The 13,028-nt window shown below is 62.6% G+C and carries 10 protein-coding genes and 1 pseudogene; 4 read left to right on the forward strand and 7 right to left on the reverse strand.

Annotation, left to right across the window (positions count from 1 at the left end):
- From VGH68_RS04490 to VGH68_RS04500, 3 genes are all read right to left on the reverse strand, one after another.
- The coding region (locus VGH68_RS04490) for an ATP-binding protein (RefSeq protein WP_414696893.1) at nt 1-3,611 on the reverse strand (3,611 nt) is incomplete at its 3' end.
- Nucleotides 3,612-3,919: 308 nt separating this feature from the next.
- On the reverse strand, nt 3,920-4,336 hold the full coding sequence (locus VGH68_RS04495; RefSeq protein ID WP_331602303.1) for a (R)-mandelonitrile lyase: 417 nt from the start codon (nt 4,334-4,336) through the stop codon (nt 3,920-3,922).
- Between the two features lie 10 nt (nt 4,337-4,346).
- Nucleotides 4,347-4,679 carry a carboxymuconolactone decarboxylase family protein gene (locus tag VGH68_RS04500; protein WP_331602304.1) on the reverse strand — a complete coding sequence of 111 codons (333 nt, stop codon included), beginning with the start codon at nt 4,677-4,679 and terminating at the stop codon, nt 4,347-4,349.
- 102 nt (nt 4,680-4,781) lie between these two features.
- Between VGH68_RS04500 and VGH68_RS04505 the strand changes: the two genes are divergently transcribed.
- Together VGH68_RS04505 and VGH68_RS04510 are read left to right on the forward strand one after the other, a co-directional pair.
- Nucleotides 4,782-5,687, forward strand: a complete 906-nt coding sequence (locus tag VGH68_RS04505; RefSeq protein ID WP_331602305.1) for a LysR family transcriptional regulator — start codon at nt 4,782-4,784, stop codon at nt 5,685-5,687.
- A gap of 244 nt (nt 5,688-5,931) precedes the next feature.
- Nucleotides 5,932-6,565: pseudogene (locus VGH68_RS04510) on the forward strand (LysR substrate-binding domain-containing protein); the annotation flags it as partial.
- 3 nt (nt 6,566-6,568) lie between these two features.
- On the opposite strand, the gene VGH68_RS04515 reads toward VGH68_RS04510, so the two are convergent.
- Nucleotides 6,569-7,516 (reverse strand): LysR family transcriptional regulator, encoded by a 948-nt coding sequence (locus tag VGH68_RS04515; RefSeq protein WP_331602306.1) that lies wholly within the window; start codon nt 7,514-7,516, stop codon nt 6,569-6,571.
- Nucleotides 7,517-7,649: 133 nt separating this feature from the next.
- On the opposite strand from VGH68_RS04515, the gene VGH68_RS04520 reads away from it, so the two are divergent.
- Nucleotides 7,650-8,369 (forward strand): SDR family NAD(P)-dependent oxidoreductase, encoded by a 720-nt coding sequence (locus VGH68_RS04520; protein WP_331602307.1) that lies wholly within the window; start codon nt 7,650-7,652, stop codon nt 8,367-8,369.
- A gap of 234 nt (nt 8,370-8,603) precedes the next feature.
- Here the strand turns inward: VGH68_RS04520 and VGH68_RS04525 are convergent, their stop codons facing one another.
- Nucleotides 8,604-8,789, reverse strand: a complete 186-nt coding sequence (locus VGH68_RS04525; RefSeq protein ID WP_331602308.1) for a hypothetical protein — start codon at nt 8,787-8,789, stop codon at nt 8,604-8,606.
- 550 nt (nt 8,790-9,339) lie between these two features.
- Here VGH68_RS04525 and VGH68_RS04530 point away from each other — a divergent pair.
- Complete coding sequence (locus VGH68_RS04530; RefSeq protein WP_331602309.1) at nt 9,340-10,251, forward strand: LysR family transcriptional regulator; 912 nt, start codon at nt 9,340-9,342, stop codon at nt 10,249-10,251.
- Between the two features lie 19 nt (nt 10,252-10,270).
- On the opposite strand, the gene VGH68_RS04535 is transcribed toward VGH68_RS04530, so the two are convergent.
- The gene (locus VGH68_RS04535) at nt 10,271-11,434 is read right to left on the reverse strand and encodes a glycerate kinase (protein ID WP_331602325.1); all 1,164 of its coding nucleotides are present in this window, start codon (nt 11,432-11,434) and stop codon (nt 10,271-10,273) included.
- Between the two features lie 17 nt (nt 11,435-11,451).
- A complete protein-coding gene (gene pyk / locus VGH68_RS04540) occupies nt 11,452-12,876 on the reverse strand; it encodes a pyruvate kinase (RefSeq protein WP_331602310.1) in 1,425 nt (474 codons plus the stop codon).
- Nucleotides 12,877-13,028: the final 152 nt, after the last annotated feature.

The raw sequence follows: 13,028 nt of genomic DNA on the forward strand, positions 1-13,028 counted from the left end.
TTGGTCGTGAAGAACGGCTCGAACGCATGCTCGATAACATCCGCTGACATGCCGGAGCCCGTGTCGGTAACAGCCAGCATCACATACTGGCCCGGCTGCACATCGGGATGCGCAGCCGTGTAGACCGCATCGAGCGATGCATTGCCGGCCTCGATCGTCAATTTGCCATGCCCTCTCATTGCGTCGCGCGCATTGATCGCCAGATTCAGCAACGCGTTTTCGACCTGGCCCGGATCGACCATCGTATTCCACAGACCGCCAGAGATAACCGTCTCGATCTCGATGCCCTCGCCGAGGGCGCGGCGAAGCATGTCGTCCATCTCGCGGATGAACCGGCCCAGATTGACGACCTTCGGCCGCAACGGCTGGCGTCGCCCGAAAGCGAGCAACTGCGACGCGAGCTTCGAGCCGCGCGCGACCCCCGCCAGTGCATTGCGCACCCGCCTTTCTCCCGCGTCATGGCCGGCGAGGTCCCGGGACAACAGCTGAAGATTGCCCGCGATCACCTGCAGCAGATTGTTGAAATCGTGCGCGACGCCACCGGTAAGATTGCCGATCGCCTCCATCTTCTGTGCATGGCGCAGCGCCTCTTCCACGCGCGCGCGCTCGTTGGCGGCAGTCCGCAATTGCTCATTGGCCGCCTGCAGTTCCAGCGTCCGTTCCACGACTTTCGCTTCGAGCGTCTCGTTCAACCGCAGTTGCCGTTCCTCGCTTTCGCGCAAGGCTTGCTCGGTACGGGTTCGCTGTGCAATTTCAGTCTGCGCTGCCTGGTACAGCCGCGCATTGTCGATCGCGATTGCCGCCTGCGCGGCGATTCCCACCAGCAAGCGCTCGGCGCGCTCGGTAAAGACATCGGGTTCGGGATGCCCGAAAAAAAGACCGCCCAGCACTTCCCCGGAGCGTGACACGACCGGCGCGGCCAAGTAGCTGCACACCGGCAGATGGCCTTCCGGCATGCCGAAATACGGAGCGCTTTTGCCGTAGCGCGGGTCGCGCCTGATATCGCCGGAGCGCACGATAGCGTCGCCAGTGAAGGTCGGCGCAAACACCTTGGTGTTGCGCGGCATCGGGAACTTCGAAAATGCTTCGCGCGGCACGCCGGAGATGGAATACAGCGTATAGCGTTCGCCGCGCTCGTCGAGCACGTTGTAGAAAAACGCGCCGAAGGCGGCACCTGTGAGGACGGTCGCGGAATCCGTGACGACTTGCACGGCCCGCTCGAGATTGAGCTCTCCCGCGATTGTCGCGCCGATCTTATTGAGAACTTCCAGCAGGTTGGCCTCATCGCGCAAAGCATGGTTCATCTGCTTGCGCAGCTTCGCCATGGCCAGCGCCGAATCGACACGGGCGACAAGCTCACGCGCCGAGAAGGGCTTCACCAGGTAGTCGTCTGCACCGGCGGCCAGGCCTTCCACACTGGCCTCCTCGCCCGCTCGCGCCGACAGCGCGATGATCGGCAGATCGCTTAGCGCGGGATCTTCACGGATCGCGCGTATCAAGCCGAAGCCGTCGAGGCGCGGCATCATGATGTCGGTGACCAGAAGATCGGGGCGACGCTGGCGAATGGCGTCTAGCGCCGCCCGTCCGTCCGCGACGACTTCCACGTTATAGGACCGTCCTAGCAGACGCTGCACATAAGCCCGCATGTCGGCGTTGTCGTCCGCGAGCAGAACATGGGACGCATCGACCGCCGGCGCCGCAGGATCGTTGCCGGGTTCTATCCCGGCGGTTTCAGCCGGCGTCTCGTCAGGCGTGGCCGCGTCGGGCAACCAGCGCTTGACCTCGTCGACATAAGCTTGCGCGCGCAATGCTGTGGAGTCGGCGGATACTTCGCCTGCGCTTTGCTGCGTGGCCAGGTGGCGCGTCCCGAAAGGAACGGCGACAGTGAAGACCGTCCCTTCGCCGAGCTGGCTCTCGACTCGCACGGTCCCGCCATGCAGTTTGACGAGTTCATCTACCAGCGCGAGGCCTATACCGCTCCCTTCGAACGAGCGACCGCGCGCGCCATCGATCCGGTGAAACCGCTCAAAGACCCGTGGCAGCTCCGCGGCGGCGATGCCCGTTCCGGTGTCCCGAACGATCAGTTCCGCTTTGTCCGTCTGCCTGATTTCGACGTGAACTCCGCCTTCGAACGTGAATTTGAACGCGTTCGACAGCAGATTGAGAACGATCTTTTCCCACATGTCGCGGTCAACGTACACCGGCTCGGTGAACGTCCCGCAATCGACGGTCAGCGTGAGTCCAGCGCGTTCCATGACTGAGCGAAAGTTGCTTGCAAGGTCCGTGCTCAGCTGCGCGAGATCGGTGGCTTGGAACCTGGCCTGGACGCGGCCGGCTTCGATACGGGAGAAATCAAGCAGTGCATTGACCAGTTTCAGCAGACGCAGGCCATTGCGGTGCACGAGTTCAAGCTGCTGCTGAGCTTGCGCGCCAAGTGCGGCTGGGTCGGCCAGCAGTTCTTCGACCGGCCCAAGCATCAGCGTGAGGGGCGTGCGGAATTCATGGCTGACGTTAGAGAAGAAGGTCGTTTTGGCGCGATCGATTTCGGCCAGCGCCTCCGCGCGTCGCCGTTCTTCCTCGTAGGCTCGGGCACTGGCCAGCGTCGTCGCAATGTGAGTTGCGGCGCGCTCGAAAAAGGCACGGTAGTCGCCATCGATCGCGCGGCGCGGGCTGATGCCTGCTATGAAGAAAGCCGGAACTTGCCCTGAACGCGCCGCCGCATGAATCGGCACGATAAAGGCACGAGCGCAGGGCTCAGGCCATGACCCGCCTGGCAGCGAAGTCGTGAAACGCCCGGCAAGATCGTCGACGAGCATGATTTGCCCGCTGCGCAGCACGCCCGCAAGCGGCCATGCCGCGTCGGCGTTCGCAAGATCGATTTTTGCTGGCGCGGCCGGACTGTCGGGGCCGAGCCCGGCAAGCCCTGCGAGATGGGCCTGCTGCCCATCGTCGGCCCGATAAAGAAGGCAGAACGGTACATCGGCGCTTTTCCCGCCGAGCAGTTGCGCCACGGCAGCGAACACCTCGGGTTCATTTCGCGTCGCGCTCAGGACCTCGGCCAGTTCCCGAAGCGTGCGCTCCCGCCTTTCGGCAAGCACCGCGGAAGTCGTCTCGACGACGGCATTGAAGATGCCCTCGACCCGGCCGCCCTCGCCGCGGATGGGGCTAAACGTAAAATTGAAATAGCATTCTTCGGTGTAGCCGTGCCGGTGCATCGGCAGCAACTGGTCACGCTGCCACACGCCTTCCCCCGTCTCCTGAACGCGCTGGAACAGCGGGCCGATGGTGTCCCAGATCTCGGGCCACACGGCCCTGCCGGGCCGGCCCAGTGCGTCAGGGTGTTTCTTGCCGGGAATCGCGCTCCATGCGTCGTTGTAAAGCAACGCGAGTTCAGGACCCCAGTAGATGGCGATGGGGAAATTGGCTCCGAGACAGATGCTGACAGCAGAGCGCAGACTTTGCGGCCAGTTCTCCGGGGCTCCCAGCGGCGTGTTCTCCCAGTCGCGGGCACGCATCAGGGCGCCCATTTCGCCGCCCCCGTAAAGGAAATTGTGAGCCACCGACGGTGGCGTGCGTTGCGTGCCGGATAATCTCTGGTCGCTCACGACCACCTCCCCCACTGGAATTGGAAGGGAGATTTTATCCGCTAGACGCTGCGTCGGCCCGAAGCATGAACGCTGGGCACAAACGACCCACTGACGGCCGGTTCTAAAGGCCGCCTATGGAACAGACCGGCGCAGGTAGTCGAGGAGCTGCCCGAGCATCGCGTCGCCGCTGGGTGACTGGATACGAGAGCTCTCTTCGCGCCGCGCGCGCAGCACCCCGGCCACGCGCTGTTCACCGGTTGTCCAGCCCGTCGTCGCGCCGGGGCACCGGCTCGCGCTGATAATCACCACTGCATTGCTTTGCCGGCTGTACTTCACACGGGTTGCGGCGGCGGCCCCGACAGGTATTGTTCGTCGGTTACCGGCTCGAGCCACTCGACGTTTTTGCCGTCCAGCGCTTCTTGAATCGCGATGTGTGTCATAGAGGTCGTCGGTGATGCACCGTGCCAATGCTTGTGGCCTGGAGGACACCAGATCACGTCGCCCGCGCGGATCGCGACGACGGCTTCGCCTTCGCATTGCGTCCAGCCACAGCCCGCCGTCACGAGCAAGGTTTGCCCAAGCGGATGCGTGTGCCAGTTCGAGCGCGCACCGGGCTCGAACGTCACGCTCGCGCATGACACCCTGGAAGGCGGCGGAGGTGCGTTCAGCGGATCGATGCGCACGGTGCCGGTGAACCATTCGGCAGGCCCCTTGATGGACGGCTGCGAACCTGGTCTTTTCAGTTCCATGCTGTTTCCCTCAGTTGTCAGTCTTCGTGACCGCGAAAAGCTCCTTGAGCTTCGATACGGTCGACATTGCATTGGGCCAGCCCGCGTAGAACGCGAGATGTGTAGTGAGTTCGACGATTTCATCCTGCGTAACACCGTTCTCGATGGCGCGCGGAATATGGAAGTTCATCTGCTCCGTCTTGCCGAGCGCGATGAGCGCAGCGCAGGTCACCAGACTGCGGTCGCGCTTCGACAGTTGCGGACGCTCCCAGATATCGCCGAACAGCACTTCATCGCTGAGTTCGGCCAGCTTCGGCGCCACATCGCCGAACGACTGGCGCGCGGCTGTGGGTTTGTCGGACATGCTGCGTCTCCTTCATTGACCATGAACCATGCGATTGTGGCGTGACCCGACCCGCTCGACTAGGCGTTAGAATCAACTAGGACTTATGAACGGGGTTCATTAATGCTGCGCGAAAACATAACTGATCTGCTGGCCTTCATCGCAGTCGCGCAGGAAGGCAGCTTTACTCGCGCGGCAGCGAAGCTCGGCCTCACGCAAAGCGCGTTGAGCCATACGCTGCGCGCACTCGAAGCGCGGATGGGCGTGCGGCTTCTGAATCGCACCACCCGCAGTGTGGCGCCGACTGCCGCCGGCCAGCGGCTGCTGGAAACCATCACGCCGCGCCTCGACGAGATCGAGATTGAACTCGCCGCCGTGGTCGAAACGCGTGAGAAGCCCGCCGGCACCATCCGTATCACGGCGACCGACTACGCTGTCGATACCGTTCTGTGGCCACGCCTGTCGCGCATCCTGCCGGACTATCCGGATCTCAACGTCGAATTCGTCGTCGACTATGGTCTGTCCGACATCGTCGCGGATCGTTTCGATATCGGCGTGCGCTGGGGCGATCAGGTCGCGAAGGACATGATCGCGGTCCGTATCGGCCCCGATGTGCGTCTGGCCATCGTCGGCTCGCCGGGGTATCTCAGCCAGCACCCGGTTCCGAGGCAACCGAAGGACCTGCTTCGCCACAACTGCATCACACTGCGACTACCGACACGCGGTGGCCTATACGCATGGGAACTGAAGAAAGGAAAGAAAGACATTCAGGTGCGCGTCGACGGGCAGCTTACTTTCAATGGCACGTATCAGATGCTGAACGCTGCGATCGACGGCGCGGGGCTCGCGTTCATTCCGGAGGACCTCGCGCAGCCTCACGTCGCAGCCGGACGGCTCAGGTACGTACTCGAAGATTGGTTTCCGACCTTCCCGGGGCTCCACATTTTCTATCCGGCCCGCCGTGAATTCTCGAGAGCGCTTGCGGTAGTCGTGGATGCGCTGCGAGCCGCCCGACAACCGGCACCGTGATCACCGAGGTCAGCAGGCAGGCAACGCGTTCAGCCGTCCACCCCGCTGCGCGCCAGATGCTTGCGCCACGCGATCCCCGCCAGCACGACGTCCTGCAAGCCGATGCCGACGGCCTTGTAGACGATCACGTCGTCGTCCGCGAGGCGGCCTGGCGAGCGGCCGGTCAGTTACATCGCCGAGTTCCACCGTGTCGTTCCAGTCGAACGTGCCCGGCTGCGTGAGCAGCAGGTCGCCGGCCTCTTCGGCTGGTACGGTGCGCATCACCTGCGAGTGACAACGTGCTGCACACGATTTTGCTGCCCAAGCTTACGCCGCTGCTGCGCGAGTACCCTGACATCAAGCTCGAATTCGATGTGAACTACGGTTTCCGCGACATCGTGGCGGATCGTTTCGATGCGGGCGTGCGCCTCGGTAACACCATCGACAAGGACATGATCGCCGTGCCGATCGGGCCGCCGTTGCGTCTGGCGGTGGTGGCTTCACCCGAATATCTCGCGGTTCACCCGGCGCCAAAAACACCGCACGATCTGACCGCACACAACTGCATCAACCAGCGCATGCCGACCTCAGGAGGCCTGTACGTGTGGAACTTCGAGCGCCGGGGCCGTGCGGTCAACGTACGAGTCGACGGTCAGTTGATCTTCAATACCACACAGCCGCAGGTCGACACGGCGCTGGCTGGGCTCGGCATCGCACTGTTGCCCGAGGACGAGTTGATGCAACACATCGAAGCAGGCCGGCTCACGCGCGTTCTGGAGGACTGGTGCCCGAGGTTCGAGGGCTACCACCTCTACTACCCGGGCAGACGCCAGCCGTCACCGGCGTTTTCGCTGGTGGTCAACGCGCTGCGCCGCCGGCCCGATCGAATGAGGCGTTGAAGATCACGCGCTGACGCTGTCGGCCGCTGGCGGAGAAGCTGCCACGCACACGGCCAGAATTTCGGCGCGGAGCCAGCGATGGGCGGGGTCGTGATCGACGCGCGGATGCCAGATCGACGAGACGTTGAAAGCAACTGTCGACACAGGCAGTTCGAACCACTGCAATCCATTCGCGGCAGCATGATCAGGCGCGAACGCGTTCCCCACGCAGGAGTGCGGGATGACAGCGAGCAAGTCGGAACGACGGGCCACCTGCATCGCGCTGGTGAATGACGGCACAACCATCGTTATCCTGCGTTGCATACCGCAATCGGCCAACGCCACATCGACGGCATTCGATGCCTCACCGGATCGCGCAGCCAGTACGTGGCCGAACTCGAGCCAGCGTTCAACCGACACGCCGAGACCGCGCAGAATGGGATGGTCGGGGCGGCACACGCCCACATAGCGGTCGCGAAAAAGCAGGCGCGTCATGATCTCGGGAGCGGACGTCCTGACCGTACCAATCTCGAGGTCGATCGTTCCATCTCGCAGCGGCTGCGCATCCCAGTCTGGTTTCGGCACGAAACGCAGCTGAACGCGTGGTGCCGCGCGACTGATCCGCTCCATGAGAGCGGCGCCGAGAACATCGATAAATCCTTCGCCCGCTCGCACGGCGAAGCTGCGCTCCAGGGTCGCAACATCGAACCGGTGCTCCGGACGGCTCAGCAAAGCCTCGGTCTCGCGGACCAACGCGGGGACGCGTTGGCTCAATTGCTCGGCATACGGTGTAAGGACCAGTGAACGGCCAGCCTGGATCAGTAACCGGTCTCCGGTCGCCGCGCGCAGACGCATGAGCGTGCGGCTCATCGCGGATACGCTGAGATCCAGGCGCCGCGCCGCTGCGGTCACGCTGCGCTCGGTCAACAGCGCGTCCAGAGCGGTAAGGAGATTGAAATCGACGCGTGTCATGACTCCAGCATAGCCGATAGCGAGATAGGCATGGCGTTCCGTGCAATCGACATTTGCAGCTCAGGCGTCTGGTGCAAATCGAGTGCGGTCGCCAGAATTGATGTCATCGCATCGTCAAAGGAAGACAAGCGTCATGTCCCACGCCCTACGCCCTACCCGCACGCCAACGATTCTGATCGTCGGCGCTTCGCGCGGTCTCGGACACGCGATGGCCGCCGAATTCGTGGCCAAAGGCTGGCACGTCATCGGCACCGTCCGCGCCGGCCAGAGCCCCACGTTGCTGCATGCTTTGGCCGACCAGCGTCCACAGAGCGTCGAGGTCGAGACGGTCGATATAACGCGGCCCGACGAAATCGATTCGCTGCGCGCGCGCCTGTCTGACCGGATGCTCGACATTCTGTTCGTCAACGCCGGCACGACTAATCCTGATCCGACGCAGACCATCGGCGAAGTATCCACGGTCGACTTCGCCAACCTGATGATTACCAACGCGCTCAGTCCGATGCGCGTCGTTGAACGGCTGTCCGATCTGGTACCCGCAGCAGGTCTGATCGGCGTGATGTCGTCCGGTCAAGGCAGCGTCGCCGACAATGAATCGGGGCAGCGCGAAGTCTATCGCGGCAGCAAGGCGGCACTGAACCAGTTGATGCGCAGCTTCGCGGCACGCCAGATCGACACGCCGCGCGCGATGCTGCTGATGGCGCCGGGCTGGGTACGCACGGATCTGGGCGGCCCTGACGGGCGGCTATCGATCGACGAGAGCGTACCCGGGATCGTCGACGTGCTGCTGGCCAAGCGGGGGCGGCCCGGCCTCGAATACCTCGACTATCGCGGGAAGACCGTTCGGTGGTGAAAACGCCAGGCGGTGCGCAATCTGCGCGACCCGTCGCTGGACGGGCTGCGCGATGCATCGCTGCGACGATGCACCCGCGCTGCATCAGATGCATGCGGTCGGCGATATAGCGCACCACCGAAAGATCGTGCGAGATGAACAGTAGCGACAGGTGCAGTTCCTGTTTCAGTTCGACCGAATTGAAAGAGGCCCCTCGTTGGCGTGGGCCTGGAGCTATGATTTCACCTGTTTCTGTTAGTACGTCACAGAAGCGCCACTGCCAGTGAAACTGTGCTGGCTAGGAGCGTCATTGGCATAGTCGGAAACGGCCTGGATAATGTTTACGATCTGCTGCGGCAACCTGCCGCCGCTGACAGCGGTCATTGCAGTACGATCCATCTCAACGGTTACGGGGAGGTCTTTGATTGCGAGCGTATTCATTTCGATTCTCCAAGGCTAAATCAGTCAGTCAGGAATGTCAGGGCTTGTCTTGAGGGTGTCGCCACTCCTCGATAAGGATCAAAGCAAAGTGCGCGCCAAACGGTGGCGCCGCGGTCAGCGATCACGCAATCGGTTGAAAATATTGGATCTCCATTCGACAGGTGCGAATGGGTAGACAGACGTGCGCGCTGCGGCCGGTGGGTCGGACCGAACTCTCCGTCTGGCGCTGTGGGGTAGATTGCGACACTTGCGCTCCACCTGCGTGTGCCCGTGTTTGTACGATGTTCTCGCGGCTTAGGAAGCGATCGAAGCTTGACGACAATGAGTGTGTCGACATTGCCTCGCTCTTCGATGTCTGTCTGCAGAGCCATCCTCGTGCGAGGCACGCATGCGGGCCATCGAAGACGCTCGCTGCAGGTACACTAAAGATCGAAGCCGCGCGCGCGGCTATGCCTCATACCTCACAGCCTGCGTAGAGCGCACGAAAATCAGCCATTTCAAATCAGCGCGCCGTCTTGTGCATTGCGTCAAATCAGGAGCAGCGGCACTCATGGAGATTCATCATCTACGAAGTTTCACGACGGTGGCCGACACCGGCAATCTGTCGCGCGCGTCCGACCAGCTGCACCTCACGCAATCGGCAATCTCGAAGCACATCAAGACACTCGAAGAAGAGCTTCATACGAAACTCTTCGAACGCACACCCGCGGGCATGTCTCTCACATCGCGAGGCCGCAAGCTGCTGCCGCTTGCAGTCGAAACCATCGCCGCCGCATCGAGGATGATCTCCGCCGCCAATGGTCTGAACCAGGAGATTGTTGGACCGCTACGGCTTGGCACGATCATCGATCCGGGCTCCATCCGGCTCGGTGCATTACTCAACACGATCGTCGCACGCTATCCCCGCATCGATATACAGCTCGAACACGGCATTTCCGGCGGCATACTGAAGCGCGTGGTCAATCGCGAACTCGACGCGGGTTTCTATTTAGGCCACGTTCAGCATCCGCTGCTCGCGGCCACTGCGTTGACGCACGAGCATTATGTGGTGGCCGCGCCGGCCGCATGGGAGAACCTGGTCCGCGACGCGAACTGGGCAGCGCTGCTGGATTTGCCGTGGGTTCGCACCGCGCAGGAAAGCTCGCAGACCGAGGTCATCCGTCAGATCGAGCTCGCACATGGACGCAGCCGCCGGGCCATCGTCGAGGCAGACCAGGAGTCATCGATGATTGAAATCGTCCGCTCCGGCGTGGCGCTGTGCCTGATGCGCGAACAGTTGGCGGCGTCCGCCGTGGCGGCGGGCGGCATCACGATCTGGCGCGGAGAACGGATTCCGTGCCCGTTGTCGGTCGTGAGCTTGCGCAGCAGAGCAGACGACGCCGTGCTAACGGCATTGCGGGAATGCCTGCGCGACGTATGGGAAGATACCGGCGAACCTATCAGCAACCCGCAGTCCGCGTGAAGCCGCGTGAATCGGCCCGTTACACCAGCATCAGTCTAGCGAGCTGCTCCGCCTGGTTCGCCAGATAGCCGGCGCAATTTCGCATCGCGTCATCCAACGAGACAGGCCCTGGCACGATCGAAAAACAGCCGCGAAAATGGCCATTCAAATCGCGCAGCGAATGCGGATCGATCGAACCGGACAACAAGGTAGCCGGAACACCCGCGGCATGCGCGAACCTCGCCGCGACAAACGGAGCCTTGCCCGACAGGGTCTGGCTATCGGAGCGCCCCTCTCCCGTTAGCAGCCAGTGCGCGCCGTGTAGCGCACGGTCGAGGCCGATCTTGCGCGCAACCACCTCGCCGCCCGGCTCGAGATTCGCGCCCAGCATATAGAGCGCAAAACCAAGTCCACCCGCCGCTCCCGCTCCCGGTCGCTCGCGCGCGGCGCGATCGAATGCACGTTCGACTGCATCCGCGAAAGTCACGAGAGACTGGTCGGTCGTTTCGAGTTGCCGCGGCTCGACACCTTTTTGTGGACCAAAGACAAAGGTTGCACCCGTCGGCCCCGCAAGCGGGCTCTTGACGTCCGACATGCCGACCAGCACGACATCTGCGAGGCGCTGATCGATCCCGCCGACATCGACTGTCACGACCCGCGACAATTGCGCCGGTACCGGCTTCACTTCATTGCCTTGCGCATCGAGCAAACGCGCGCCGAGCGCGACCAGCAAGCCTGCGCCGCCGTCATTCGTGCTGCTGCCGCCCAGCGCCAGATAAATCGTTTTCACGCCGAGATCGAGAACATGACGGATCGCTTCGCCTACGCCGGTGGTCGAGCGTTCGAGAACCGGCGTACTGGTTCCCGCCGGATCAGTGAGACCGACGATTTCCGCGCTTTCGATCAGCGCGCCGCCGTCCGGCAAAAGTCCGATCGCAGCGGACCGCTGCGCGCCTCCCGCGCCTTGCACGCCGATCGTCAGCAATCGCCCGCCGGCGCCCGCCACGGCGCTCAACGTGCCTTCGCCGCCGTCCGCCATTGGACAGACACGCACCTGCGCATCGGGACGCGCGCGCTTTACCCCAGTCGCCATCGCCGCGGCGACAGCCGCCGCATCGAGCGAGCCCTTGAATGAATCCGGCGCGATCACGACAATCGGAGCGGTTCGATCAGCCGTGGTGTCCTCGTTGGTATGGTCGAGCATGGTCTTCACGCACCCGGTCAGATACGGACGATTTTCAACGTGTTGGTGCCGCCTGCCTGCCCCATCGGCTCACCGACCGTCAGCACGATGATGTCGCCGCGAGCCGCATAACCCTTGCCGACGACAACTTCGATTGCTTGCGCGAGAGCCGCGTCGCGGTCCAGGTTGGTCGCAAGATTCAGCGGCGTCACATTGCGATAGAGCGCCATCGTCCGCTCGCTGCCTGTACGGGGTGTCAACGCGAAAATCGGTACCGGTATCCAGTGCCTCGACATCCACAACGCCGTCGAGCCGGATTCGGTCAACGCGACGATCGCTTTGGCGCCAAGGTGATAGGCGGTAAACAGCGCGCCCATCGCAATCGACTGGTCGATTCGCGTGAACGTGCGATTCAGAAAACCCTTGTCCAATTCCGATTGTTCGGATTTCTCGGCCTCGATACAGATCGCGGCCATCGTCTCGATGGTCTGCACCGGGTATTTGCCGGCCGCCGATTCCGCCGACAGCATCACCGCGTCGGTGCCGTCGAGCACCGCGTTCGCGACGTCCGACACCTCCGCGCGGGTCGGCACCGGCGCGTGGATCATCGACTCCATCATCTGCGTCGCGGTAATCGCAAACTTGTTCGATTCGCGCGCCATGCGGATCATCCGCTTTTGCAGCGCGGGCACCGCCGCGTTGCCGACTTCGACGGCGAGATCCCCGCGCGCGACCATGATGCCGTCCGATGCATCGAGAATGCTCTGTAATGCCGGGATCGCCTCCGCGCGCTCGATCTTCGCGATCATCTTCGGTTTGATGCCATACGGCGCGCCCGCAATGTTCGCTAACTGACGCGCCATTTCCATATCGGCCGCATGTTTCGGAAACGACACGGCGACGAAATCGGCGCCAATCGACATCGCGGTCTTGATGTCTTCCATGTCCTTTTCCGTCAGCGCCGGCGCCGTGAGACCGCCGCCTTGCCGATTGATGCCTTTGTTGTTCGACAGCTCGCCGCCGATCTTCACGACGGTATGAACCGCATTGCCGATCACACGTTCGACCGTGAGCACGATCAAACCATCGTTGAGCAGCAACGTGTCACCAGGCTTCAGGTCGCGCGGCAGGTCTTTGTAGTCGAGGCCCACGCGATCGTCATTGCCCAGTTCGCAGTCGGAATCGAGAACGAACGGATTGCCGGCAAGCAGCGTCGTGCTGCCATGTTCGAATCGGCCTACGCGGATTTTCGGGCCTTGCAAATCGGCCATGATCGCGACCTCGCGTCCAGCCTGACGAGCCGCCTCCCGCACGAATTCGGCGCGCTGCCGATGGTCTTGCGCGCTGCCATGCGAAAAGTTCAGCCGGACGACGTCGCACCCGGCGTTGATCATCTTGAGAAGAATCTCCGGCTCACTCGACGCGGGGCCAATCGTAGCAACAATCTTGGTAGCTCGGATCATGACAGCCTATGTGTTGACAAGAAGCAATGCGTGGGATGTGCCGCACTCACGAGGTACGGCTTGCATCGCTAATCGTAGACAGACGGCGCCGGCATTGCCATCGCTAATCTTTCATGGTCCCCTTTCCAGAATGGAAACAGGGGGGCGATGAA

The organism is Paraburkholderia sp. (genome assembly GCF_036488505.1).
In the GTDB taxonomy this organism is placed as follows: Bacteria; Pseudomonadota; Gammaproteobacteria; order Burkholderiales; family Burkholderiaceae; genus Paraburkholderia.

Coding starts and splice junctions, on each gene's coding strand:
- VGH68_RS04495 (WP_331602303.1), bottom strand. CDS start 4,336: ATGGAACTGAAAAGACCAGGTTCGCAGCCGTCCATCAAGGGGCCTGCC.
- VGH68_RS04500 (WP_331602304.1), bottom strand. CDS start 4,679: ATGTCCGACAAACCCACAGCCGCGCGCCAGTCGTTCGGCGATGTGGCG.
- VGH68_RS04505 (WP_331602305.1), top strand. CDS start 4,782: ATGCTGCGCGAAAACATAACTGATCTGCTGGCCTTCATCGCAGTCGCG.
- VGH68_RS04515 (WP_331602306.1), bottom strand. CDS start 7,516: ATGACACGCGTCGATTTCAATCTCCTTACCGCTCTGGACGCGCTGTTG.
- VGH68_RS04520 (WP_331602307.1), top strand. CDS start 7,650: ATGTCCCACGCCCTACGCCCTACCCGCACGCCAACGATTCTGATCGTC.
- VGH68_RS04525 (WP_331602308.1), bottom strand. CDS start 8,789: ATGAATACGCTCGCAATCAAAGACCTCCCCGTAACCGTTGAGATGGAT.
- VGH68_RS04530 (WP_331602309.1), top strand. CDS start 9,340: ATGGAGATTCATCATCTACGAAGTTTCACGACGGTGGCCGACACCGGC.
- VGH68_RS04535 (WP_331602325.1), bottom strand. CDS start 11,434: ATGCTCGACCATACCAACGAGGACACCACGGCTGATCGAACCGCTCCG.
- pyk (WP_331602310.1), bottom strand. CDS start 12,876: ATGATCCGAGCTACCAAGATTGTTGCTACGATTGGCCCCGCGTCGAGT.